A 25,717-nucleotide genomic window follows, 5' to 3' on the forward strand; every position below is an offset into this window, starting at 1 on the left:
CTACACAATATGTACTGTTTATCGTATTTGCAAATCCTGTTTATTATTTTTGGAAAGAATACATACAATTCTATGGCTCATTTTAAAAGATGGCGCCTGTGTTTGTTGCTCCTGTTGATGCTCGGCGCCTGTAAAGAAGAAAAGAATGTTCAGTTTGCGGTAGAAAAGATCCCTGATCCTATGCAGCATAATGATTACGTAAGTAATCCGGACCATTTGATCAGTGATGTAACCGAACAGGCATTGAACGACCAGATGCGCCAGCTGGACCAGTCTGGCCGTGCGCAGATAGCGATCGTGCTTTTACAAACCATCGGTGAACAGGTACCTAAAGATGTTGCCCATGACATTTTCAGGTTATGGAAACCCGGCAGTAAGAAAAAGGATAACGGACTGGTGGTCCTGCTGGTCAATGATCAACATCGCATTGAGTTTGAAACCGGTGATGGACTGGAAGGAGATCTCCCTGATGTGGTGTGTTTCCGTATACAGCAGTCAGAAATGCTGCCTTCCTTCAAACAGAATGATCTGGACGGAGGTATGGTGAAAGGTATGACAGCAGTGATAAAAGTACTGCAATCATCAGGTGACAATAATCTGGCTGACGCCGGCAAAGATTCCACGGCACAGATGGATGAACTACAGGCAAGAGTAGATAGTGTTGTTGGCGCGGCAAATGGAGATGCATTCTATCAAACGTATGGCGATGCGGCCATGGCTGTCGACAGTACTGGACCAACAGAAGAATATCCCGCAGAAGACGCACAAACCGGCTATACGTATAAGGAACAGGGAGATGACATGGGAGTGGGTACACTGGTACTGTATGCCTTTTATGCCATCCTCAGTACGATATTCGTCATACAACCCGGTAAACCAAAACAACGAACAACTACGATATTACTTTTTAAACGCAACATCCTTCACCTCATCTGGATATATGCGCTGCCGTTCGTCCTGATGCTTGTGCTTGTCAATTTTTTAAATGTGGTATATCGCTGGTGGATGTTGCCACTGGCAATGTATGCGAATCTGCTGGCTTATCATATCTACCGCACACTGGTCATTCAGGTGCGGGCAGCGATAGTACTGAAAGACGCCGACAGACAGACGCAATATAATGCATGGAATCTCGCGCACGCCAACCACTGGCTGACGGCCATTTTCTTTCCACTGCCTTTCCTTGTTTTTTCTAAATGGTTTAAAAAAAGGTTAAATAATATACGCTACGAGCCGTATACATGCGAAGGATGTTATCAGCCCATGGTAATGTTAAAGAAAAGTGAAAAACTGACATCACTCAACCCCGTACAATTGATAGAAGACAAGGTTGGTTCTATTATTTATGATGTATGGAGATGCAAATCCTGTGGCCAGAAGAAAACAGTTGGTTATCAGCGTCTGGATACGGATGTAGAGGAATGTCCTTCATGTAAGGCAGTGACATTGGTGCCTGGTAAAAAGAAGGTGATACGCAGGGCCACCAGTAGCCGCGAAGGAGAAGGCATCCAATATTATGACTGTAAAAATTGTCAGTTCACCAAGCAGGAAGCTTATGTAATACCCCGGCCATCTTCCGGAAGTTCAGGCAGTTCGGGATCATCTTCCTCATCCTCCTCTTCATCTTCCTCATCCAGCAGCTGGGGCGGCGGTAGCTCGAGTGGAGGAGGCGCAGGCAGCAGTTGGTAAAATTACAATTCACTGATCATGATCATTGTTTATTGTTCGGAATAGGGATACTTTTGCATTATGAATTCTGAAAAACAACTGAGGAAAGGACCTAACTGGTGGCGTCAATTTGATTTTCTGGGACTGCACCTGCTGCCGATTCTGGCGATCTTTACACACGTGACAGCATTTGACTGGATTTTATGTGGTGTATTATATGTAGTACGCATGTTCTTCGTAACAGGCGGTTATCATCGATATTTTTCGCATCGAACGTATAAAACGTCGCGTATATTCCAGTTTATCATGGCCGGCGGAGCACAGAGCAGTTTACAGAAAGGTGTATTATGGTGGGGCGCTAACCATCGTGTTCACCACAAGCACAGCGACACTCCTGAGGACCCTCACTCTGCAAATATCTATGGGTTCTGGTATGCTCATATGGGCTGGATCATGGGGCCTGAATTTAAACCAACCCGTTACGAACTCATCAAAGATTTTAAAGAGCCTGAACTACGCTGGCTGAACAAATACCATGCTGTTCCAGGTATCGTACTTGCCATTGCTGTATATTTTATTGGTAACAAAGTGAACGGCACCGGCTGGTTTGACTGGAATGCAGGTCTCTCAACCGTGTTGATCGGTTTTGTATTGAGCACGATCATCCTGTACCATGGTACCTTCACCATCAACTCCCTGATGCATAAATGGGGTAAGCCTCGTTATAAAACAGGTGACTTCTCCAAAAACAGCGCAATACTGGCATTAATTACCCTGGGTGAAGGATGGCATAACAACCACCACTACTATCAAAGCGCTACCCGTCAGGGATTCTTCTGGTGGGAGTTCGATATCACCTATTATGTGCTGCGTACCCTAGGTCTGTTTGGTATAGTATGGGATATCAGAGGTGTGCCTGATAAAGTAAAAGCCAGCAACCTGCTGACAGAGGCGGACAAACATGAGGTGAAAGCCGCAAACAGAAGGCTGGTAGAGGCGAGCAGATAAACGCAACTTTAGTATTTCTTTTAATAAAAAGGGATGGTCTGACAATGGTCAGACCGTCCCTTTTTTTGTTACGCAGGTATTAAAAATGTAAGCAAAACTCGACCCGTTACCTCGTATTTATTGGCTATAAACAGCTTAATACAAAATCCAATGTGTGCCGCTGATAACCTGACCAACCGTAACTGCTCCGCCTGCAATATATCCTGACCTCCTACCCCTAAATATTCCAACAAAAACATCCATCTAAACATCAGACGTTTAATAAAACATCTTACCTTTGCCAAACATCAGACGTTTAAAAGAATGACCAAACCAATAAAACTTGTAGACAAAGTCATTTTTGAACTGCAGCGGGAAATCTCCCTGGGAAAATATAAGGTTGGTGAACTCATCCCTCCCGAACCCATCCTGATGGAGCAGTATGGCGTGGGGCGGTCCACCATCCGGGAAGCTATTAAAACCCTCTCTAATGCCGGTATTCTAAGGGTACAACAGGGAGCAGGCACCTTTGTGTGTGCCCCTGCCGAAAATACCGAACCCCTGGATCAGCGTCTCAGAAGGGCCAATATGCAGGAAGTTAATCATGTCAGGCAATTGCTGGAAGTAGAAATAGTACAACTCGCCGTTGTTCACCGCCGATCCACAGATCTTGAGGCTATGGACGATCTGCTTCAGCAAAGATGGCAGGCTATCACCCAAGAGGATTATGAAGCATGTGCTGACGCAGATATCCGCTTTCACAGAGCAGTAGCCAATGCATCCCATAACAGTGTGCTGGCTGACCTGTATCAGACCTTCTCCAACGCTATTGTGACCACCTTCCGGCAACGGGAGGCTCCACATGTGTCACAGTTTGCCCGCACGCATGACCTGCATGTGCAACTGGCAGATGCCATCCGGGAGCAACAGGCTGTTATTGCCATTAACACCGTCAAAGCAATTCTGGAAAACAATTTCTAATCAATAACTATTGTCATGTCTATTCTTGTATTCACACTCATTCTCCTGGTTGGCGCCTTCATGGCGGGTATGCTGGGCTCCCTGACCGGTCTCGGCGGAGGAGTTGTATTGATCCCACTACTGACACTTGTATTTCATGTCGATATCCGCTATGCTGTTGGCGCCTCTCTGGTAGCATCCATTGCTAATTCCTCCGGTGCTGCGGCTGCCTATATCAAAGAAGGTATTACCAATGTACGCATTGGCATGTTCCTGGAAATAGCTACAACCACAGGCGCTATCATAGGGGCTGTCCTGGCTGTATACACACCCACTCACCTCGTAGCTATACTGTTTGGATTCGTACTGCTATTTTCTGCCGCAATGACGCTCAGAAAAAAGAACGAGCATGGCGATAATCTCAGCAATAGTAAACTGGCTGATCTAATGCGCCTAAACGGCTCCTATCCTGTAAACGGACAGGAAATGCCGTATAAAGTAAGAGGTGTAGCTGGTGGTTATGCACTGATGACCGTAGCGGGTGTGGTATCTGGTTTGTTGGGTATTGGTTCCGGTGCGCTTAAAGTACTGGCAATGGATGGCGTGATGCGCATTCCTTTTAAAGTTTCCACCACTACCAGCAACTTTATGATCGGTGTAACAGCAGCAGCAAGTGCAGTCATCTATCTGCAACGTGGTTATATTGATCCGGCAATTGCGATGCCTGTAGTACTCGGCGTACTCGCAGGTGCGTTCGGCGGCTCCCGCCTGTTGATGAAAATGAATACACGCAAATTGCGTCTGTTGTTCTGTATTGTGATCGGCGCACTGGCACTGGAGATGATATATAATGGTTTCACAGGTAAATTATAACACAATGAAAAGTTTATTCTCTAAATCATTCTGGCAGGAAAGAGATGTGGAAATGTTCATCGGACAACAATTACGCTGGGGCGTTATTACATCCAGCATCATCGCCTTTATCGGTGGTGTAATTTACCTGATCAAGAATGGCGGCAACACGCCTCACTACACGGAATTCGTCGGAGCGCCAGAATATGTAAGACATATGCCGGGGATACTACAGGGCATTGCACGTTTTGATGGCATGGCCATTATACAACTCGGTGTTGTTGTGCTACTGGCTACACCTATCACGCGGATTGCCTTCTCTATACTGGCTTTTGCTATGGAAAAAGACTGGCTGTATGTTCTCATCACCCTTATCGTACTGGGTGTGATCACATTCAGTATTTTCAGCGGATTGGGGGGCTAAACAACTAGTGTCAGCAACCAAAAAGCAGAGAGACTGTTCATTGTATGATGAACAGCCTCTCTGCTTTTTGTATATATCTGCCAGCGATAAGATCAGGTATTACGTTCATGCTGCACCAGCATATTCATAGCGTGACTGAACGAGCCCGCCCTGGCAATCTCTCCGTTATTAACGAAGAAAATCTCATCCGCGTTTTCAATCGTGTTGAGTCTGTGAGCAATGATCACACGGGTAGTATGTGCTGGCAACTTTTGTAATACAGCCTCCAGCTGTTGCTCCGTCACGGTATCAATATTAGCCGTTGCTTCGTCCAGCACCAACAGGTCAGGATCACGCAGCACAGCACGCATAAACGCGATCAGCTGTTTTTGTCCAAGGCTGATCCCGTCATTTCCAGACACAATATTTGTAGCCAGTCCATCTTCAAAACGAGCCAATAATGTGTTTAATCCGGCCTTTTCCATCACCGCATCCAGTTGTTCCGCGGTATAATCTGCGTAAACAGGATTGCCATACACAATATTCTCCTGGATAGTGCCTGAGAAGAGAAAAGGTTCCTGCAGGATGAAGCCGATCTTACGAGTACGTTCCTCTGGTGTATAGGAACGGATATCCCGCCCGTTGAGCAGCACTTCACCAGCTGTTGGATCATACAGACGGGCGATCAGTGACGCAGTAGTTGTTTTACCACCTCCCGTAGGACCAACCAACGCATAGGTCTTACCCTGTTCCAGGTTGAAGCTTACATTGTGTAAGATCTCCTTGCCGCCGGGGTATCCAAAGTGTACGTGTTGAAAACTGATCAGTGGAGCGTTCTCTTTTACCGGACCTGCGGGTAACACTTTAAGGTCCGATTCCAGTTCAAGGATCTGTGAGATCCTGTCCCACCCTGCCATTGCCATCTGGAAGTTTGTCCATAAGATAGCCAGCTGACGGATTGGGTTATAAAAATAGGAAGAGAAAGAAAGATAACTGATAAGCAGCCCCACGGTGAACTCTCCGGTAGATATCAGGTAGATACCATAGGCAAGTACCGCCAGCATAGCGATCTGTGAACAGAGAGAGAACACTGGTGTAAAAATATTATTTAGCACACCCGCTGATTTAGCAGTACCGTAATTCTCCTGATTTACCTCATCAAAACGCTTACGAAAATAATCCCTGCGATTGAATGCGATGATCACTTTAAAATTGCTCAGACTCTCCTGTATCTCCGCACTCATACTACCGGTACTCTTCATACTGGCAGCATTCCTTTTCTTCACCAGTGGTGACAACACCCGGGTAAACAGCAGCAGAAACACAGCCGGTGCCAAAGTGGCAATACCGAGTTTAAAGTTGATCGATAACAGGAATATACCCGCACCGACCATTGACATGATACCACTCGCAAACTGAACCAGCGACTGAGAGAAGAACTGGTTCATTTTATCTGTATCGTTATTGATGCGGGAGATAAGGTCTCCTGTTTTATTCTGATTGAAAAAAGCGATTGGCAGCTCCTGTATTTTTACAAATAGCGCATTGCGCAGCATATACAACATCCGCTGCCCTACACTGCCCATCATCTTCGTCTGCCAGTAAGAAAAAGCGAGATTGACAGTGAACATCCCCAAAAGAATGCCTGCATATTTCAGGATGCCGGAAAAGTCTTTCGTAGCCACATAGTGGTCAATGGTGTAGCCTACAACAAAAGGCACCGTGATCGATAATCCCTGGCTGATGATCATGATACCAAACACTACGATCAATGCCCGGTGTTCAGTTTTAATATAAGCCAGTAATTTCAGAAGACGTTTACCGGAAGTATGCTGCTGTTCTGTTGTATCTGTATTATTCAGGTTGTAGTTCATAGTTACTGGTGCTGCGTTGGGAATTAAAGATCTGAACGTATTCAGGACATGTCTGCAACAGTTCGTCGTGTGAACCGGCCGCTACCACCTCACCATCCATCAGCAGAATGATCTGGTCAAAATGCGCAACTGAGGCTATTTTTTGTGTTACAGATATCAAAGTAAGATGCGGGTAATTCTCCTGTACATTTTCAAGAATGCGTTGTTCTGTGTTATTGTCAACCCTGGCGGTAAAATCGTCCAGCAGGAGTATCTGTGGATTAATAGCAAGCGCCCTCGCCAGCATGATACGCTGCTTTTGCCCGCCGGAAAGGCTGTTACCTCTTTCAGAAACGATCGTATCCAGTCCCTGTGGCAGATTACTCACGAATTCTTTTAGTTCAGCGGTAGCAATGGCCTGCTTCATAAGCGCTTCACTTACGTTTTCATTAAACGCGATATTCTCCCGTAGACTCATATTAAATACAATACTATCCTGGAAAACCAGTCCCACCTGTTGCAGCAGGGCCGTTTTATCGTAATCCTGTAAGGGAAGATTATCATAACTAATATTACCATTGTCAGGTTTGAGCAGTCCGGCAATAACATTCAGCAATTGTGTCTTACCCGCAGCAGTAGGACCGATAATAGCGGTACGGGTGCCGGCCCTTACAGAGAAGGTGACATCTTTCAGAACTGGTTTACCATCCATTGAGAGAGATATATTCTCCACTGACAAGTCTCCTTTAATAGGAGTGGTCACCGTCCCTTTTTCATCCGGTTCAGGTGCGTGCAGGACCTCTGCGATACGCTTGTAAGAGGCGGAGGCCTGTGCGATCAGGTTACTCATAAAGCCGATTACAATGATCGGGAATATCAGCAGGGCGATATAGCTGTTGAAGGCCGCTATGTCACCCAATGTCATCTCTCCTTCGATTACAAAGTGCCCACCCAGTACCAGCGTAAAGAGGGTGGCCATACCACCCAGGAAACTGATCACGGGTACCAGTCCGGCGAAAAGGCGTACAACCGCAATTCCCAAAGACATAGACTCTCCGTTGGGGGCAATAAATCGGTCATACTCCTGTTGCTGGGCATTAATTACTCTGACAAGCGCAGCACCGGTAATACTCTCATTAATGGTTTTATTCAGCTTATCGACCACTTCTCTGCTTTTCTTGAAAGTGGTACGTACCTTCTTCAACACAGCCGCAAATGCAAAGGCGATAAAAGGCACTACGGATAATACGGTCAAGCCCAGCTTCCAGTCCATCCTTATCATCAGGATACAGCAACCAACGATCATAAAGACTGAGGAAGCGATAGAGATGACCGCCTGGGAAACGAATAACTTGATGCTGTCCACATCTCCGGTCAGATTCGTAAGTAGTTTGGATGGATTCACCTGCTGGATATAGGCGTAGTCCTGTCGCGAAATACGGGCAGCAAGATCGGTACGGAGCTGACGGGCTACTCCTTCAGACATATAAGTCTGGATCATGCTCTGCAGGTAGGTAAAGATGAAAATAGCAAAGGCAGCGCCGGCAAATTCCAGGATGAGGTTACGCATATCAAGCGTACCGGCGGAATAGGCATCTATTCCCTTTGCCGTCAACGCCGGTAATACCAGATTCAGCAGGTTACTGACCAGGGCCATGAAAATCAGCAAATATAGCTGTCCTCTGTAGGGGCGCAGCAGAGACATTAATCCGGCGTTTCCTTTTCCTGTTGTGTCGACAGGCTTGTTGGTCTTCTTCATATCAGTAGCAAATATATAGCAGGCGGCAGACCTTTGAACTGCGTTGGGCCAAATTTACTTTAAAAATAAAGCGGTTACGTGCAGGTGTAAGGCAGTGTCAGGTTGCTGGTATGTGTGACGATCGAGTGGAGAAGATATTGTATAATCTAAAAAAAAAGCCTTCCGGAATAACCGGAAGGACTTTTGACGCGTCCGCGTCCCAGATATTTTTTATGGAGCAACCCGGTTAGGCGATACCAACCGAAGGTTTCCATGAATATTCTGTAGATTGCATGAATACCTCCTTTTCTTTGATGAGTTATGAAATTACGAATTTTATCCGAAAAAGCTTCGCATGATTTTCCATTTTAGCGAATAATTTTCGTGTTATTTTATGGACATTAATAAAAAGCCCTATTGCTCCTGAGCCGACCCATCTGATTAAACCTTTTGTTAGCACAGAATGGCAGTGTTACTACAGTGCCTGTGTCTGCCAGATTGATACAACGCTACCTGATAAGCTGTTTTTACGGAAAGTAGAAGTATAGAAGTTTAGTCCAAAAATGATTCATCCGTACCTCCCGGATCGCCCACATATCTTGTCGCCCGACGCAACAAACATAGCATATAGACACTTTCAGCTGTATAGATGCTCAGAGGGATTACATATGCCACATAGGCCCAGCTGAGTAAATCCGGAGTTGCTAAAAAGGCATTCGACGATATTATCCGACTCACCATGTCGATGTTAAAATAAAAAACGGCTGTGTATAAACACCGCCGTTACTTGTTACCTGCATCTGTCTGTCAGTTGATGCTTATTTGCTTATAGTCATATATCACATTGTTAAAAACCGGTTGATCTTGTCAATGCTTCCTTTTCTTTAAAAGCATCTTTCAATAATTCCAGTTTAGCCATTCCGCGTTCATACGCATCAGAACCTAATAACAGGTATACCGGTGGCTTTTGCTCATTCACGATTGCGATCATCGCCGCCGCAGCTTTATCCGGATCTCCGGCCTGCATGCCATCCATCGCTTTATATTTCTCATGTGAACTCCTGATCGCTGTATAAGCTGGATTAGGGTGTTTCGCCAGTGTCAGTGATTCTTCGGTCAGAAAGCTGGTCCTGAATGCTCCCGGAGCGACCACTGTCACCTTGATGCCAAACTCCTTCACATCTTCGGCTAGCACTTCTGTCAGCCCGATCACGGCATGTTTTGCGGCACCATAGATAGACCAGCCTGTCGCCGGTGCAATACCCGCAATGGAGGAGATATTGATAATATGTCCCGACTGTTGTGCTCTCAGCTGTGGCATCGCCTTACGGATCACATTCAGCGTACCAAATACATTGACATCAAATGCATCCCTGGTCTCCCGGTCTGTCAGTTCCTCAATACTTCCACCAATACCATACCCCGCGTTGTTAACTACTACATCCAGCCGGCTGAATGTAGCGACGGTTTTAGCTATTGCTGCCTCCACGCTGGCCTCGCTGACCAGGTCAGTTTCCAGTGGAAGAAAATTTTCTGTATCTGTACCTACTGCGTTTATCAAATCTTCTACCCTTCTGGATGTTGCTGCGACCTGTTGTCCCGCTGCCAGCAACTGTTTAACCAGGCTAAGTCCCAGTCCTTTGGAAGCACCTGTTACGAACCATACTCTGTTGTTGCTCATCGTTTCTTGTTTTAATAATGCAAAACTACAGCGCATTGGGCACGCTGCAATTACATCATTCAAACCGATGATTGCATAATTCAAACAATCCTGAAAGATGAGGGTGTCTGATTGGTCAGCTTCCTGAAAAAGTTGTTGAAATGGGCCGGTTCTTCAAACCCGAGACAATAACTGATCTCTGAGATATTCCAGTTAGTATGTTTCAGTAAGGCTTTGGCTTCCGCCACCAGCCGGTCGGCAATATGCTCTGTCGTAGTCTTGCCTGTTGTCTCCTTGATGGCCCTGTTAAGATGATTGACATGCACAGCCAGCTGGTCAGCAAAATCCTTGGCCGACCGCAATGTGAACCGCTGGGTTGTCGTTTCAATAGGGAACTGTCGCTCCAGTAGCTCTGTGAATATGGCAGTGATCCTTGATTTAGCATCCGGATGCTTATATATTGTATCCAGGGGCTCCATCTTCAGCGCATAGTGGATCAGCTCCGTAACATAGTTCATAAGCAGATCATACTTATAACGGTAATCGGAATTGATCTCTGCCAGCATCTTTTCAAAGATCTGGCTGACATGCTGGTCCTGCTCTTCCGTTAGCGCAAATGAAGGTTTACCACCAGGCGCGAACATCGGCAGCTCGTGAATACTGCCACGCATACGTTCTGTGAAGAATCCCTCCTTAAATATGCAGAAATATCCGGTTTTCGTCTCCGACAGGCTCTCATAGGTGTAAGGCACCTTCGGATTAAAAAACGTCAGACTACTACCATTGATCTCCACGCTTTTATCCGCATAGTGATAAATATTCCTTCCTCTGACTATATTGATCTTAAAGAAGTCCCGGCGGCTGTATTTTAACGTCTTTGCGTGGGCGCCCTGGAAATCTTCCAGTCTGAATACATTAAAATGTCCGATGTCCTGCTGGAGGTTTTCAGGCAGCCAGTTGAACTTCTGCCGGTAAAACTCTTCAAGTGTTTGTACTTCTGCCATACAACAAAGTTACAAAATTCAAACAAATGAGAAACCAACCATCCATAGAGCGCAGACTGACTGTCAGTAATGGCGGACGGACGTCACCTGACACTGCAACGTATCTCCTCAGCCTATTGACCGTAAGGCGTAATAGTAACAGGACCGACCAGGCCAGAAGGCTGTAACGCCCAACCTCCTGCATCAAACGGCTTATAATTGATATTGACGAAATTGATCTCATGATAGTTCCGCCAGGACATACCATGCTGGTCCATGTACCTGATACGGTTTGCCATCAGATTGGCCACTTCAATCCTGATCTCATTGACCCCCTGTTTCAGATAGGCACCTATTCTGCCGGTAAATGGAATAGCCCAGTAGATGCCCGCATCCTGGCCATTAATCGTTACCCGGGCACTTTCATGCACCTCTCCCAGGTCCAGGATGTACTCAGCGGCACTCTTCTCTGGCAGGGTGAATGTTTTCGTATAAACGGCGGAACCGCTATAACTGTCTGCGGCTGTATCTGAAAGCGCCGTCCAGGATACCAGGCCGTCCAGTATCCGGTCAGCAGGCTTATAAGGCCCACCTGCAGTGAAAGTCAGTTGCCAGTTGCCTGATAATGTCACCGGACTTTCTGCTGTATTAAGATAGTTCCAGGCATTATTACCGATGTTACCGGCACCAGCACCGGTACGTACAAGGATAGACTCACCGGATGCCAGCTGTATACGCACCGCTTTTTTGCCGTTTTCTTCTTTGACGGCCGGAACTCCCGTTCTGCCAGTCATCGGGTCCAGTAACCAGGTAGCTACGCCCCCGTCATTCAATGGCAGGAAACGGTCTATTTTCCTTGCCGTATGGTTTACAATGTAGTACCAGGTAGTGTCCTTATCTTTCCGGCGGATGAACTTCAACCCGTCGTCTGTCAGTTTCTCCCGCTCAATGCCTTCCTGACGGAGCGCCTCCTGAATATCAGCGGTGAGAAGGAGTTTGCCCTTTCCTTTTTCTGCTATTTGCCATTTGCCGTTCACCGGCTTAAAAGAAAGCGTTGACAACAAACGTTTAAATTCCTTTCTATGCTCCTGCAGCTTTCCGAAACCAGGAACATCCTGTGGCAATGCTTCAAAGATGACGGTCCCCCCCTGCTCTGCCAATGCGATAATCTGGTGTAAGGTCTGCACAGGCATAAACGTCACTTTGGGAATGACAAGGATTTTATAAGGAGCAGCCGTTCTACTGATGACAATACGTCCATTGCCAACAGCCGCCTTTGATAACAGCCTATCAGAGATGAAGTCTACGGAATAACCGGTTTGCTGTAGCGCAGTTACCTGTTTATAGAACGGGGTAGGATGCAGCCATTCATCAATACTATGTACTTTCAGGGCCATGTCTCGCCCCCTGGCGTTGTACCAGACATCGTATACCGGCCAGTAGATCAGCAGTTCATTGTTGGCGGTACCAGCCTGCAATACTGACTGTACCCTTTCTATATAGTTGTTGAGCCCTTTCAGATGTGGCCAGCAGCTATTGGCCGGCACAAAATTGACCGAGGCATAAAACAACCATCCCGGCCAGGATACGTCAGCAGGAGAAAAGGTATTACCGTGATAGAACACATGATTCACTCCCGCCAGGAAGGCTTGTTCCACCTCAGGTTTACATTGCGAAAGGGATGTCTTGAAGTGTTCCGTCAGCCAGGTAAATGTCTCACAGGAAACCAGTGGATGACCACCCACATGACCGGCGGAAGAAGCAAACTTCAGCATAACAGGATCAGGATCTACATTTCTGATATCACCACTATCTCTCCGGAGACCAGGGATCGGAAAATAAGTAGACCCAAACGTTTCACACTCCGGAATATCCACAGCGGCATACAGGTCCAGGAGATTGCCTGGTGAACCATGCGCCTGGTTTCTACTCAGACTACCATAACCATGCGACCATGTCGTCCAGGGATGCGTAAAATTGTCCATTAGCAATGCCGACATCGTTTCCCTGTAATCAGACTTTATCCTGGCTACAAGGTCCGTGCTGTCTTCACTGATCAGCTCACGCAGATAATACCTGAGATCATACCCTCTCTCCCGCAGAAATGCCGAGAAAAAGGCAGGTGTCCAGTCAGCATTATATACCTCATAACTATCATTATAAAACGCGCGTACGCCGGGTGTTTTATGACCAAAGGCGGTGTCAAAACGGTGCAGGTAGACAGGCAATGCGGTCCCAGAGAGATGATCCAGTGTATAACCCTCCCCACCGGGAGCCGCCCTCTTCACCTGTTGACGGGTCCATCCGCTAAAAAGAGCGTATAGCTGCCAGTTACCCCGGGGAGGCGTCCATTGAAGGTTTCCCGAGGCATCTACCTTACTCATGAGGGATATACGCTGATAACCGCTGTAAGCAGTAACTGCCTGCAGTACTGCCCCCTGCTGTTTACTTTCCTGTATTTTTATCTGCCTTGAAAAGCGGGTCCCACCTTTTACCTCATACTGCTGTACGAAAAAACGTGCGGCAGCTTCTTTTAGCGTCAACTGTGGCCCTCCGAAAGGCCAACCGGTACCGGTGGTCAGGTCCACCCCCATATTATTGGCCTTTGCGGTGTTTACAGTATATCGTAACAGGTTAGTCCAGCGGGGAGACAGAAAATCCACATATCTGGATTCATATCCTTTTGCGCCATATATAGGGGCGATCTCCACACCACCAAACCCTGCGTCTCCCAACATTTTTAATGAGGACGCCAGCTCTTTTTCGTCGACTGCATTACCCATCCACCACCAGCGGATCCAGGGTTTGGTCTCGCTTGTACGTAGTGGCCAGGGCGTGGGTTGGGCATTGATCATCCCAATACCATTGATGAACAGGATAACCGGCAATAATCTGCGGAAAATTCTGATTACAGTTTTCATAACGACATTTATTGTTCTACCGCCGACCGGTCAAATTCAGGGTATTCTGCCGGCGTTTTAGATTGCAGCATCAGCTCAGCCAGCGCTTTGCTGTAAGATAAGCCATCTATCCGGATAAAACAGGGGAACGTGTAAGTTCTGACAGCCTGGGAAGAATATTACAGAATGCCCAGGTAATACTGGCCACCTGTCCTGCTGACACTTTACCCCGCAACCGCACGGGTAACGAAAGTCTTTAGGCTTACGGGGTTGCTCCGTGTCAGCGTTATGATCCCCCATACGAAGCCTGTTAGCTGGATGCTCCAACATTTCTTCCGGTCCATAGTATTGGTTGAACAGCGTAAAAAATCAGTTGACAAGGGCTATTTTATAAAACGTTTAACTCAATAGCGTAACAATTTATAAACGGGAAAGACCAGACAAAAACTGTCTGGTCTTTCCCGTTTATAAATGACGTTGACGATTATACTTACTGTACTATTTTGAATGTCGCAGCTGCACTTTCCACTGCAGGTGCCACCTTTGCCTCATCAGCCTTCTTCATCACTCCTGTAATGATATACGCGATACCATTTTTCACAACCGTGTAGTTCAGCGCCACCACATCCTGGCCACCCGTTTGCTGTGAACTGTATTTCAGCCATTTACCTGGCAGTCCGCCAATCTCTTTATCTCCCTGACCGATGATTGTAAAGTTACCCATGTACTTCGACATGGTCTCATGATTCTTCGCGGCATACTCCTCCAGCGACAGTTTGCCTGTATTCTCACTCACTACATTTATATTAGCCCTGAAGCCATCCGTAACAACAGGAGACATAAGGAAAGTCACCTTGATACCATTCAGCGTCGTGTCTACCTTTCTCCAGTCCGCAGGACCATCGATCGTAAATTTACCAGCACCACTATTCATGTTTTGCTGGGCCTGTTCCAGCAATTCTTTAGAAGTTTTCGGGGTATTATTACCATTCTTACAGGCGCCCAAAAACATGGCCCCCGCAACAACCAGTAAAGAAAAGTATCGCATAAATTAGTCTTTGTTAATCCGGTAAAGGTAAAATCATTTTATTTAAAATCAGCATGCTAAGGACAAGGGCATGCCGTCCATCCCATTCTGTGGCTGCTTTTTTCCAGGTTTTCTATATTTAATACAGGATTTTACTATTTAATATATTATTTTCATACTAAGTCTTATTGTCATTATTGTTCACTACCTGTGCCAGATTATGTGGTAGAATATTCAAACAGAAAGCAATTTATGGTCAGATACTACGCAATATTCAGGGATGGAAGTTATAGTCCGCTACACAATCTCGAATCAATTACTGCTTTTCCGGAGTACGCTTATATTCTCATGACAACGGATACCTTAAAGCCCAATGGTTTCGTTGAATCCACTATATATCAGTTCGTGGATGCCAAAGGAGCACTGCAAATGCTCAGGATCGCTAACTGGGAACTGCTGTATATCAGCCCGTGGACCTTCAATTCCGACGGCCTCCGTTACTGCCTCTACAATCATCTGACCAAAACAGCTCATGAATTCAGGGGATCAGAGACCGGGTTATATTTCTTTAAAAATGACCTGTTTCCAAAATTACGGGAACTTTCCATTATTCCTGACTACCATCAGTACCTGCTCAGCGAAAAGGTAGACCTGCTCGAGGAAGAACTATCAGAACTGAGAAGGCGCCTTTTTGAAATAGAGAAAGTATTAAAAAGATAAGCGCCAAATGACATAACTTGCTATTTCTGAACAGACAGGTTATGCATACATCAGATGAAATCATTATCATAGGAGCTGGCGCAGCCGGCCTGCTCGCAGCCCGGGAACTATCCGCTCACTATAAAATAACGGTGCTGGAAGCCCGGGACACCATTGGCGGAAGGATCCAGACCATATACCGGGATGGCATCAAAGAAGCTGAAACCGGCGCTGAATTTGTACACGGTGAACTACCCATCACTTTAGGTCTGCTGAAAGACGCAGGGCTCTCCTACTACAACATTTACGGCAAGATGTTTCAAGTCCGGGACGGACACTGGGACCCACAATACGAAATGATCGAAGACTGGGACAGTCTGCTGGAAAAAATGGACGGTATCGAAACCGATATGACCATGCAGGACTTCCTTGATCACTTTTACCCTCAGGAAACGCATTCTTCCTTCAGAATTGGTGTAGAACGGTTTGTACAGGGGTATGATCTTGCCCGTATGGATAAAGTAAGTGTCAAAGCCCTCTATCGTGAATGGACCAGTGAAAGTGACAAAAATTTCCGCATAGATAAAGGTTACACGGCGCTGATGCAGTTCCTCGCAGATGCCTGTATACAAAAAGGTGGCCGTATTGTTACCAGTACCGTTGTCAGCGAAGTGGCATGGACTGCTGGTAAGGTAACTGTTACGACGACGCGGGGTGATGCCTACACAGCAGGGAAGGTCATTGTAACCGTTCCTCTAGGCATCTTACAGCAGGGTTATATTACCTTCTCTCCCGCCCTGCCGGCTTATATGACCGCCGCAGCACAGATAGGCTGGGGCACCGTGATAAAGACGGTCCTGCAGTTCCGTGCTCCATTCTGGGAGAAACATGCCCAACAGGTGGGGTTTATACTCGGAGAAGCCCCTATCCCGACCTGGTGGACTCAGCTTCCCGACAAAGCATATGTGCTTACCGGCTGGCTGGGTGGACCTCCGGCTATTCCACATCTGCAAAAGAGCAAAGAAGAGCTGTTGGAAATGGCCCTGCAATCACTGGCCATCCTGTGTAATGAAAGTACTGGTACATTAGGGGAACTACTGGTTAACTACCACATTTCCAACTGGGCAACAGACCCTCATATAACTGGGTCCTACAGCTATAGTACTCCTGCTACACCCGCCGCACAGGTGGTATTAAACACGCCCGTTGAAAACACCGTCTATTTTGCAGGTGAAGCATTATACCAGGGCGCCAGTCCGGGAACGGTAGAAGCAGCTTTTAGCACGGGCAAAGGAGTAGTAACCCGCATCCTGCATCCATAAACAGCATCCCATATAAAAGAGTAAAAGGGCGTCGCAGAAGCAGACGCCCTTGTTATTTTCATTCTGTTGTTATTTCGACTAGAGCAAACTCTCCAATAATGGTTTCAACTCAGGCATAGAAGGTCTTGGCGAATCTACAGAGACAATATTTCCCTGTTTGTCAAACACCAGAAAACGAGGTATACCGCTCACGTCGTAGAATTTTTGCATGTCCGACCAAACACCGGCATACAGTTGAATGCCTCCCATTTTATTATCTTTTACAAACTGTTTCCATTTCTCTTTGTCTTCAGGTTTATCGGTAGAAATGCTTACAAATGCCACGCTCTTACCATGCATGGCGGTTTCCAGTTCCTTCATATAAGGAATTTCCTTTTTGCATGGACCGCACCAGGTAGCCCACATATCCACCAGGACCACCTTCCCCTTCAGACTGGCGAGAGTAACGGTATCTCCGTTAATGCTCGGGAAAGCAAAATTATATCCTGCGGTACCCTTCTTGAACGTACTAAGATTCTTACGCGTTTCGAAAAGCGCCTTCTGCATATTGTCCGTCACCAGGTATTGCTTATAGGGCACCATTGCTGAATCAAACTTCTCCAGTGATTTATATTGTCTGAAATCATTCACCAGCCATACGCCTTTCAGTGTATCATTACAGATCACAGACGTAAACAATTTCAGACGGTTCTCCCGGGTAATACTATCCACTCTCTCTGCCGCCAGCATGGCATAACGCTGTACCAACTCAACCCCTTCTCCCAGTTGCAGGATATCTGTTGCGCAATAGCGGTTAGGTTCCAGCATAGGCGCATAATAAGCAGGCAGGCGCTTCTTATCCGGGTGTACAGCTCGTGGCATCAGTAACAACCCGAATGCAGTACCATCAAGATCTGCCTCAATCGTTGTTAACAGCAGCCTGTTAAAGCCCGCATTCCTTGTATGCACGGTCTTTCTGAATGCTGCTACAGATGGCAGTAATGCTTCAAATGCGGGAAACACTGAACGGTAGGTAGATGTATCGCCCAACATATTCTTGCTCTTTAAAGGGGCGATCATCTGCTGCCAGGTGTATAATAGTTTATTCTCAGCCCCACCCTTCAGCATGCTGTATTTACCACGGTCATCCTGTATATCCAGCTCTACCTGCTCACCAGACTTCAGGTAGACGCGTATATAATTTTTGCTGGCCTTCTCATCCACCGACATCGCCAGATAATAATAGCCTTCGGTTGGTCCTGGAATAGCAAATGCAAAATTATGCTGAGGATCCAGGGTCGTGCTGGCAAATTCGACCAGCTTACCTTCACGGACATTGTACAATTTCATGCCCGTAACCTTGGGCAATGCGCAGTTACCACTAACCATAGCCGGTGACGGCGCGGCATACGTAGCGCTCACACCTACCAGCGCTGCCAGCAGGAAAATCATTTTTTTCATAAATGCGGTTTTTAACGTTCTCTGTAAGTAATGCTTTTGATTTTGCCGAAACCAGTGTAGGATTCGTTTAATACCAGATTACCATTTACTGCTGGCACAGTATATAATTCGAAGCTGCCTGCGCGTTCAGCGGGTAGTGACGGATCAAATACGCCTACCTGCAATTTGTTGTAGTAAGCTTTGGCTGCGGTCAATCCGATCCCCTGGAAACCATCAAACTTCAGGAAGGTCACTTTCTTATCTCCATAATCTATCATCAGCTTACTCTGCTTCAGACCCGCGTCATATTCATACAGCTTACCGCCAACATTGTAAAACACATATCCCAGGTCAGGACTAACTGCAAAATTCTCCGCATGTGCCAGATCTGTAGCAGGCATCTCATCATAGTATGTCTGTACAATATTGGAAGCAATATTGATCCTCGCCAGATAGAATTTTGTATGTGCGGAATCCAGGATAGCATAGGTATCACCACCGCTGAAACGGCACGTCTCCATGTAAAGCAGGTCTTTACCGGTAGTATAGTTAAACAGCGTACCTGCTGGCATGTCGGAACAGTTGTTCGGCAAACTGTACACATGTCTTACGAAACGTTTCTCGTCCATATTATACAGGAGGTGAACGTTTGTTGAGTTGGACACATTGTCATAGTAACCCACATACTTTGAAACATTAAATGTAGCCGTCTTACCATACATCACATTCACCGGCAAACCGAAGTAAATATTGAATGTATACATATAGTAATACATGTTGTTATCGCTACCTCGTACATATTCGGAACCATTTGTGCGACTGGTGATCTTCTCGGTATAGAACCCATCAGGTAACACACTGAAAACTTCCGTCTGGAAAGGTGCCTTAAATTTCATGGTTTCTCCATCCAGCCTGTTGGTACCACCAGTTGTACTTACATATACAGTATGACCTGAAGCAGCACTGGTCAACTTGGCAAACTTCACTTCCACCGGCAGCCCTGTTAGTGTCAGGCCTGCATCGATAGTACCCAGCAGGTCGTAAATAGGTTTATACCCGTCTGCGCCTTTAGACAACATATCAAGCCGGCTACCACCATTCACTTCCGACAATAACATCCATCCTTCATATACACTCGTGATAACCGTAGCCAGGAATGATTTCTGAAACGTTACACCGGTCTTCTTATCTGTCACACGGTAGATCATGTTGTACTTACCGGATGTCAGCGTAATCCTTGCTTCCAGGTCGCGGCTTCTCGATAATGTATCTACGTCATCTGTATGCCCGTTGCTATAAAGCGATGCCATCCACATATAACTATATGCACTGGTGTCTGAACCGTCATCCTTGCTAAAGTTAAGGGTTGGTTTGATAGACAATATACTTCCGTAATTAACAGTATACATGCTGTCCACCCCGGAAATATCTACCACGTTAATGTCTACATAGTCATAGTTGCCTTTGTCTTTATAGCAACTGCCCAGCGCAAATGCGATGAGAATATATAAGAATAGTTTCTTCATGCTAGTGAGGTAAAATAATGATCAATCAATTACTGTCTCCGCTACAATCACTGGGATAATTCGCCCATGATCATTTCGGTCCCATTCTCTTCATAGATAATATTACCGGCGTCTCTCTGCTGATTCAGATACCGCTGCATTGCCTTACCGATATAAACCGCTTCTGCCACGGCTATTGTTATAAAATCGTTTACCGTCATTTGCAGCTGCTCGCAGATCAGTAAGATCTTCTTACGCGAGAAAGTACCCAGGTAACCATCCAGCCATCTGGCAGGTTTAGCAATCTGATCATCAATAAATAATGTCAGCGTAGCGGTAGCCACAACAGAGTCTTTCGTCCGCGGTTGCGTCAGTGTCGTGTCAAACTCCTGATTAGGCTGTATCTGCAACTGTAAACGATACTGTTCGGATGCCATTTCCTTTGTACGATGGAAGCGCACGGGTATATACACCACCGACTTGTTCGCCGGTACTATATATTCATTTTGCAATGGCTCGTAGTGTACGCCTGCTACCGCCGTAGTCAGACTATCTATTACTTTAACGGCAAAGCGTCGGTCATGATCTGCCTGTCTGCCCATGACAGACACCCTTACATTCAGTGTACTGTCTAGTACTGTTTCCGGGGCGAGCGAAAAGGTGAACAACGCGGTATCTATACGTTGTGTATTCCGCTGATTACCGTAATTAATAGAATTATCAAAATACAACAGCGATTCACCGCTGTAAAAATCGATCGTTTCCTTTTTGCAGCTAACTATCGCGAGTAACAATAAGGCTGCTATATAGAATGCTTTCATGATATCTTTAGTAAGAAGATTAACGATAATCTGTTTCACTTTTCGGGAATGGCATTACATAGGTCTTTGCTGACATCGTAATATTTCCTGTTGCCGACCCTCCTCTGGGAACAGTGGGCGCGTTCTTACGCTTATAATAGAAGAACATTTGTCCTTCTCCATAAAACTCCTTTTGATACTCCTTCCTGATCTCTGTTTCCAGTATAGCTGTTGCCGGCAGGTCCGCCAAACCGCGGTTGTACCTGATCGTATTCAGGTAGCCCAATGCAGCGGCAGCATCCGTTTCACACTCTGCCGCGATATAATACAGCTCACTAAGGCGTAACATCGGCACACGGTAACGGAAAAGCTGAGAACTATCCTTATTCGTCATGTCTGCATATTTGTAGAAACAACGATAGCTCTTTGTACCCACGTTTGGTATCACCCAGCATGGTGTGAAGCGGTAGTCAGACTCCAGTCCTTCGTAAGTATTGTTCAATCTTGTGGGTTGAGCAGAAAGAATACTATTATCTGACAGGTCCGGCGAGAAATAACGCTGATATACATTATATAACTTCGGGTTGTAGATATCAAACAGGTGTTCTGTCGATAACGTGCGGTCAGGGAAATCGGCATTACCGATCGTCTTTTTCAGTGTAGTCCACGGAAACAGTGGCGTAACCACATTGATCACTGCTTTAGCCTGTTCCAGTGCCCCTGTCTTATCTCCTCTGTACAGCATCACCCTTGCTTTCAGTGCCTTCACCGCAAAGTAGTTCATACGGCCATTGCGCTGCTGACTGAAGAAATCTACTTCTACAACACCTGGTATGCGCTGCGGACCGTTATTGATAACCGGATCATTCCGCAGACAGCTTTCTGCACGGTCCAGGTCCTGCAATACACTATCTACTATACTTTTCGCCTCACGGAGCGGACGCACATTAATATCCGCGTGGGTGATGTACGGAATAGCGGTGGCGACGGAATCCATCAAGTATACAGGACCATATAAACGAAGGAGGTCGAAATGCAGGTATGCCCTGAGCGCATACGCTTCTCCGCGGATGAGAGAATCTTTCGCCGGACTTAACACGCCCCTGTATTTATCCATGTTCTCCAGGAGGTTGTTAGTCGATGCGATCGCCTTAAATGCATCGGTCCATATTGCATCTATTGATGCTTCCATCACTGAGTTGGTATATGCATAGTTGGCGTGTTGGTACCAGGTATGAGCCGCATTGGCAGATACATTATACTCCTGCCCCATCACGCTCAATAGTGTAGCTGTCATATTGCCACCATATAAACGCTCGTCTCCCAGGTCCAGATAGATGCCGTTCAGGTGATTGGTAAACCCTCTCTCAGTGGTGTATACGCCACTTTCAACGAACTGGTCTTCCGGTTTAACGTCGAGGTATTTATTACAGGAGAATAATCCTCCTGAAAACAATATTATAATCGCAGAGATCCAGCATGATCTTTTCATGATATTACTTTTAGAAAGTGGCCCTTACGCTAAAGGAATAGGAATTAGAGAAAGGATAATCAGTACCACGTTCGCTCCTGATAGTGGACAAACGGAATACATCATTGCTATATCCGGAGAAACGCAATGCTGACAGACCTGCGTGCCGCATCCATGGCTTATTCAACAGTTCATAACTGACGTTGATGGATTCTCCTGCCAGGAAGTTGTTACGCTGTACATAGCGGGAGGTCATTCTTACTGATGAAAAGTTATTGATGGCTTTAAAGCGGGACACGTCTCCCGGCTGCCTCCAGCGTTCATACAGGGCACGTCTGTCCAGATTCTCTTCTGCCACTTTGAATACAGAGATATTTTCCACCCTGTCATATAATGCCTGATTGAATACATCTCCGCCGAAGGTGTATCTCATATTCACACCAAAAGTGAATGCACTCCACCGTACGTTAATGCTGGCAATACCTTCCATTGTAGGCTGTGCATTACCCACCACTACTTCATCCGCAGATTCATAATCGAATGTCTGCGTGCCATCTTTTTTGATAAACACTTCTCTACCGGTGCCGGGATCTATACCTGCGGAGCGTACTGCCCACATCGCATCAGGACTATAACCGTCCCTGAAACGCTGCAATGAATTATTTTCCTCTGCAAGATCATTTTCCTTATCCAGCATATTCAGGAAACCACCGTACGTACTCTTCTGATAGCGTCCCATGATACCCAGCATCACATACAGTTTCTGCTGTGGAACAGAGACCGGCGTTGCTTTCAGGTTCCACTCCAGACCTTTGGTATGCTGATAACCGATATTGAAAGGATAACCACTGATGCCGGTAGAAGATGGTGTGGTAATGATAGCGATCAGCGGATCAGTGTTCTTCCGGTAATAATCAAATGTCAGAGAGATGCGGTTGTCCAGTACAGAGATATCAGTACCGATGTTTGCTGAAAAAGAGTTCTGCCATTTCAGGTTCGGATTTCCCAGGCTGCGGATCTCATAACCCTGTCCGAACTGGTTATTGGCAGCGCCGATCGCATATACTGTTTCAGAAGACAGTCCCTGGAAGTTCTGGTTACCGGTCAGTCCCACGTTCGCACGCAGTTTCAGGATATTGATCCATTTCAGATCGCTCAGTAACACATCGTTATGCAGGTTATAACCGATACCTGCTGACCAGAACGGAGAGTATTTATTGTTGGTACCAAAAGAGGTAGAACCATCTATACGGAATGATCCGTCCAGCAGAAAGCGGCGGTCATACATATAGCTGGCAATAAATAGTCCTGCTACGCTACGCGTGGTTGTCTTTGAATACCCTGGTATACCGTCCGGCTCATAGCCAAAAGCAAAAGCAGGATTACCCGGTACCCCTGGTGCAAAACCGGTAGCCGTAAAGGCCGTACGGTTAAACTGGTCGTTCCTGATCTCACCACGCAGGTTCATGTTGAGCTGATGTTTGTTATTGATCAGTTTACCATATGAGATCATCACGTTACTATTGTAGTTGAAGGCTTTCTGATTAGCGAAATCGTAGGAGCCTCTATTCTCGGCTGACTTACCGATAAACTGCGTATTCAATGGAGACAGGAAAGTATTATAATCAGTGCTGCCGCTGGTGATATTGATACCACCGCTCACACGTAAAGCCGTACTGATGTCGTAGATCAGCTGCAGGTTTTCAGTGAGTGCCTGCGACTTTTCATAGTCATAGCTGTTCAGGGTAGCGTTATATAGTGGGTTACCTGCGGTATCAGTGATATTAGAAGACGTTCTGTAAATATCCAGGTAAGGATTAATCGTACCATCCGGCTGTCTTTTCTCAAAATAAGGCAGCACTTTCACCCAGTCAGAAAAGGAGCCATACGGGGAAACATCTGCACGATAACCGTTGATGTACAATTTATTGCTGATATTCAGTTTACCCCGGCGATACTGAAGGTCTACGTTAGCGCCCCAGGTATTACGACCAGAACCCTTCATCACACCATTGTTATCACGGTAGTTCAGACCTACCCCATAGCGCATCTGGTTATCGCCACCTTCGGCATATAACGCATGGCCATTGGTCATACCGGTGCGCAGTGGCTCACTCAGCCAATAGGTATTTACACCGCGTTTTACCTGTGCAAGTCTTCTGGAATACAGAAGGTCAAGAATATTCTGATCATCAAAGTTCGGCGCCTTTGTCGGGTCCATTTTGTAACGGCCTGCCAGCCTTTCATACTCCAGCTTTTCAGCTGCATTCATCATGTTGTAGCTGGTCAGGTCAGGCGCTTCAACACGAAGGTCATAGGTATAACTTACGCGCATGGCGCCTGGCTTTGGCTTCAGCGTTTCTATCACGACCACTCCATTTGCAGCGCGGGCACCGTACATGGCGGTAGAAGCAGCGTCCTTTAATACAGTGATAGCCGCTACCCGGTTCATGTCCAGGTCATTGATTACCTGCAGGGTCGTTTCGAAACCATCTAATATAAATAATGGTTGGTTGGCGTTCGCTCCTGATTGTGTCTGTACAGAGATGAGGCTACTCTTTCCGCGCACTTCAATATTTGGCAGTGCGTTGGGGTTGGCGCCCATCACATTATTTTCTACGATAACAAACGACGGATCCAGTGTTTTCAAACTTTGCAGTACGTTCTGGTTACCCACTGTTTTCAGTTCTGCGCCGGTATAAGTAGCAGCAGCACCTGTGAAACTTTCCTTCTTACGGGTAACGATACCGGTTACCACTACTTCTTTTGTACTTTTAGACACAAGTGATACACGGATGTTCGTTCGTCCTTTTAAGGCGATCATCTGTGGTTCCATACCTATGTAGGATATCTGCAGAATGGCGTCTGGAGAGGTAGTGATTTCGAAGCTGCCGTCTTCGCCGGTAAAGGCACCAATATGAGCTTTCAGGTCCTGGACGGTGGCCTTACCCAGGGGTTGTTTATTATCGTCGGTAATAACCCCTCGGATGGTCACCTGCTGCGCAGCAGGCGTATCTTCCTGTAGGGTAGCAGGTGGCTGTGGATTACGTTTGATGACAAGCACACCATTCTCCATATTCCAGGAAAGGCGGGAGTTGCCTAATGCGACACGCAGTACATCATTCAGGGTGGCGTTTTTCACTTTTAATGTCACAGGTGGCAGCTTCTTCAGCTCCTCCTGATCATAGATAAAGCGCAGACCGGCCTGTTTGCGTATTTCATTCAGTAATGCAGGAACGGACATATTTTTCACGTCCAGTGTAATGCTCCGTGTGGTAGGTGCCTGTGCATGCACACTGACAGGTAAAAGGGTTAGTGCAGATAAAAGCCCGGCCGGAGCAGTTGCTAGCAGTAGCCATACTGCGCCCCGCCTAAAATGGCCTCCATAACAATACTTTTTTTTCATTACTTTTAGCGAGATTTTAGATAATAGAACCCCAGTCCTTGTTTCCGACAAGGATCAGGTTTTA

The 25,717-nt window shown here is 46.4% G+C and carries 18 protein-coding genes; 7 read left to right on the forward strand and 11 right to left on the reverse strand.

Annotated elements, in window-relative coordinates; all coding sequences use genetic code 11:
* Positions 1-72: 72 nt before the first annotated feature.
* The 5 genes from GWR21_RS06960 (at position 73) to GWR21_RS06980 (ending at position 4,891) form a co-directional block, all read left to right on the forward strand.
* Positions 73-1,689, forward strand: coding sequence for a TPM domain-containing protein (locus tag GWR21_RS06960; RefSeq protein ID WP_162331024.1), 1,617 nt, complete (start codon positions 73-75; stop codon positions 1,687-1,689).
* Between the two features lie 60 nt (positions 1,690-1,749).
* Entirely contained in the window at positions 1,750-2,676 is a 927-nt protein-coding gene (locus tag GWR21_RS06965; RefSeq protein WP_162331025.1) for an acyl-CoA desaturase, read from the forward strand.
* A gap of 303 nt (positions 2,677-2,979) precedes the next feature.
* A complete protein-coding gene (locus GWR21_RS06970) occupies positions 2,980-3,636 on the forward strand; it encodes a FadR/GntR family transcriptional regulator (protein ID WP_162331026.1) in 657 nt (218 codons plus the stop codon).
* Positions 3,637-3,651: 15 nt separating this feature from the next.
* Positions 3,652-4,488, forward strand: coding sequence for a sulfite exporter TauE/SafE family protein (locus GWR21_RS06975; RefSeq protein ID WP_162331027.1), 837 nt, complete (start codon positions 3,652-3,654; stop codon positions 4,486-4,488).
* Between the two features lie 4 nt (positions 4,489-4,492).
* Complete coding sequence (locus GWR21_RS06980; RefSeq protein ID WP_162331028.1) at positions 4,493-4,891, forward strand: DUF1634 domain-containing protein; 399 nt, start codon at positions 4,493-4,495, stop codon at positions 4,889-4,891.
* 92 nt (positions 4,892-4,983) lie between these two features.
* On the opposite strand, the gene GWR21_RS06985 is transcribed toward GWR21_RS06980, so the two are convergent.
* From GWR21_RS06985 to GWR21_RS07010, 6 genes are all read right to left on the reverse strand, one after another.
* Positions 4,984-6,744: an ABC transporter ATP-binding protein gene (locus GWR21_RS06985; RefSeq protein WP_162331029.1), complete on the reverse strand. Its 1,761-nt coding sequence runs from the start codon at positions 6,742-6,744 to the stop codon at positions 4,984-4,986.
* Complete coding sequence (locus tag GWR21_RS06990; protein ID WP_162331030.1) at positions 6,725-8,482, reverse strand: ABC transporter ATP-binding protein; 1,758 nt, start codon at positions 8,480-8,482, stop codon at positions 6,725-6,727. Before GWR21_RS06990 ends, GWR21_RS06985 begins: the two co-directional genes overlap by 20 nt.
* An 826-nt stretch (positions 8,483-9,308) precedes the next feature.
* Positions 9,309-10,142 (reverse strand): SDR family oxidoreductase, encoded by an 834-nt coding sequence (locus GWR21_RS06995; RefSeq protein ID WP_162331031.1) that lies wholly within the window; start codon positions 10,140-10,142, stop codon positions 9,309-9,311.
* Between the two features lie 80 nt (positions 10,143-10,222).
* Positions 10,223-11,125 carry a helix-turn-helix domain-containing protein gene (locus GWR21_RS07000; RefSeq protein ID WP_162331032.1) on the reverse strand — a complete coding sequence of 301 codons (903 nt, stop codon included), beginning with the start codon at positions 11,123-11,125 and terminating at the stop codon, positions 10,223-10,225.
* Positions 11,126-11,238: 113 nt separating this feature from the next.
* Entirely contained in the window at positions 11,239-14,025 is a 2,787-nt protein-coding gene (locus GWR21_RS07005) for a glycosyl hydrolase (RefSeq protein ID WP_162331033.1), read from the reverse strand.
* 469 nt (positions 14,026-14,494) lie between these two features.
* A complete protein-coding gene (locus GWR21_RS07010; RefSeq protein ID WP_162331034.1) occupies positions 14,495-15,052 on the reverse strand; it encodes a DUF1795 domain-containing protein in 558 nt (185 codons plus the stop codon).
* 231 nt (positions 15,053-15,283) lie between these two features.
* Here GWR21_RS07010 and GWR21_RS07015 point away from each other — a divergent pair, with 231 nt between their 5' ends.
* A complete protein-coding gene (locus tag GWR21_RS07015; RefSeq protein ID WP_162331035.1) occupies positions 15,284-15,751 on the forward strand; it encodes a hypothetical protein in 468 nt (155 codons plus the stop codon).
* A gap of 41 nt (positions 15,752-15,792) precedes the next feature.
* On the forward strand, positions 15,793-17,052 hold the full coding sequence (locus tag GWR21_RS07020) for a flavin monoamine oxidase family protein (RefSeq protein WP_162331036.1): 1,260 nt from the start codon (positions 15,793-15,795) through the stop codon (positions 17,050-17,052).
* Between the two features lie 78 nt (positions 17,053-17,130).
* Here GWR21_RS07020 and GWR21_RS07025 read toward each other — a convergent pair whose 3' ends face one another.
* Genes GWR21_RS07025 through GWR21_RS07045 form a run of 5 tightly spaced genes read right to left on the reverse strand, consistent with a single transcriptional unit; the run spans position 17,131 to position 25,653 of the window.
* Complete coding sequence (locus GWR21_RS07025; protein WP_162331037.1) at positions 17,131-18,492, reverse strand: TlpA family protein disulfide reductase; 1,362 nt, start codon at positions 18,490-18,492, stop codon at positions 17,131-17,133.
* A gap of 11 nt (positions 18,493-18,503) precedes the next feature.
* Positions 18,504-19,997, reverse strand: a complete 1,494-nt coding sequence (locus GWR21_RS07030; protein WP_162331038.1) for a PKD-like family lipoprotein — start codon at positions 19,995-19,997, stop codon at positions 18,504-18,506.
* Between the two features lie 47 nt (positions 19,998-20,044).
* Complete coding sequence (locus tag GWR21_RS07035) at positions 20,045-20,797, reverse strand: DUF4843 domain-containing protein (RefSeq protein ID WP_162331039.1); 753 nt, start codon at positions 20,795-20,797, stop codon at positions 20,045-20,047.
* A gap of 19 nt (positions 20,798-20,816) precedes the next feature.
* Positions 20,817-22,268 (reverse strand): RagB/SusD family nutrient uptake outer membrane protein, encoded by a 1,452-nt coding sequence (locus GWR21_RS07040; protein WP_162331040.1) that lies wholly within the window; start codon positions 22,266-22,268, stop codon positions 20,817-20,819.
* Positions 22,269-22,278: 10 nt separating this feature from the next.
* Positions 22,279-25,653 (reverse strand): SusC/RagA family TonB-linked outer membrane protein, encoded by a 3,375-nt coding sequence (locus tag GWR21_RS07045; protein WP_162331041.1) that lies wholly within the window; start codon positions 25,651-25,653, stop codon positions 22,279-22,281.
* Between the last annotated feature and the right edge of the window lie 64 nt (positions 25,654-25,717).

It is taken from the genome of Chitinophaga agri (assembly GCF_010093065.1).
Lineage (GTDB): Bacteria > Bacteroidota > Bacteroidia > Chitinophagales > Chitinophagaceae > Chitinophaga > Chitinophaga agri.

What these genes read in the sequence shown, in the direction of transcription:
- GWR21_RS07010 (WP_162331034.1), bottom strand. Translation starts at nt 15,052, where the DNA reads ATGCGATACTTTTCTTTACTGGTTGTTGCGGGGGCCATGTTTTTGGGC.
- GWR21_RS07005 (WP_162331033.1), bottom strand. Translation starts at nt 14,025, where the DNA reads ATGAAAACTGTAATCAGAATTTTCCGCAGATTATTGCCGGTTATCCTG.
- GWR21_RS06980 (WP_162331028.1), top strand. Translation starts at nt 4,493, where the DNA reads ATGAAAAGTTTATTCTCTAAATCATTCTGGCAGGAAAGAGATGTGGAA.
- GWR21_RS06990 (WP_162331030.1), bottom strand. Translation starts at nt 8,482, where the DNA reads ATGAAGAAGACCAACAAGCCTGTCGACACAACAGGAAAAGGAAACGCC.
- GWR21_RS06970 (WP_162331026.1), top strand. Translation starts at nt 2,980, where the DNA reads ATGACCAAACCAATAAAACTTGTAGACAAAGTCATTTTTGAACTGCAG.
- GWR21_RS07045 (WP_162331041.1), bottom strand. Translation starts at nt 25,653, where the DNA reads ATGAAAAAAAAGTATTGTTATGGAGGCCATTTTAGGCGGGGCGCAGTA.
- GWR21_RS06995 (WP_162331031.1), bottom strand. Translation starts at nt 10,142, where the DNA reads ATGAGCAACAACAGAGTATGGTTCGTAACAGGTGCTTCCAAAGGACTG.
- GWR21_RS07015 (WP_162331035.1), top strand. Translation starts at nt 15,284, where the DNA reads ATGGTCAGATACTACGCAATATTCAGGGATGGAAGTTATAGTCCGCTA.
- GWR21_RS07040 (WP_162331040.1), bottom strand. Translation starts at nt 22,268, where the DNA reads ATGAAAAGATCATGCTGGATCTCTGCGATTATAATATTGTTTTCAGGA.
- GWR21_RS06965 (WP_162331025.1), top strand. Translation starts at nt 1,750, where the DNA reads ATGAATTCTGAAAAACAACTGAGGAAAGGACCTAACTGGTGGCGTCAA.
- GWR21_RS07000 (WP_162331032.1), bottom strand. Translation starts at nt 11,125, where the DNA reads ATGGCAGAAGTACAAACACTTGAAGAGTTTTACCGGCAGAAGTTCAAC.
- GWR21_RS07035 (WP_162331039.1), bottom strand. Translation starts at nt 20,797, where the DNA reads ATGAAAGCATTCTATATAGCAGCCTTATTGTTACTCGCGATAGTTAGC.
- GWR21_RS07030 (WP_162331038.1), bottom strand. Translation starts at nt 19,997, where the DNA reads ATGAAGAAACTATTCTTATATATTCTCATCGCATTTGCGCTGGGCAGT.
- GWR21_RS06975 (WP_162331027.1), top strand. Translation starts at nt 3,652, where the DNA reads ATGTCTATTCTTGTATTCACACTCATTCTCCTGGTTGGCGCCTTCATG.
- GWR21_RS07025 (WP_162331037.1), bottom strand. Translation starts at nt 18,492, where the DNA reads ATGAAAAAAATGATTTTCCTGCTGGCAGCGCTGGTAGGTGTGAGCGCT.
- GWR21_RS06985 (WP_162331029.1), bottom strand. Translation starts at nt 6,744, where the DNA reads ATGAACTACAACCTGAATAATACAGATACAACAGAACAGCAGCATACT.
- GWR21_RS07020 (WP_162331036.1), top strand. Translation starts at nt 15,793, where the DNA reads ATGCATACATCAGATGAAATCATTATCATAGGAGCTGGCGCAGCCGGC.
- GWR21_RS06960 (WP_162331024.1), top strand. Translation starts at nt 73, where the DNA reads ATGGCTCATTTTAAAAGATGGCGCCTGTGTTTGTTGCTCCTGTTGATG.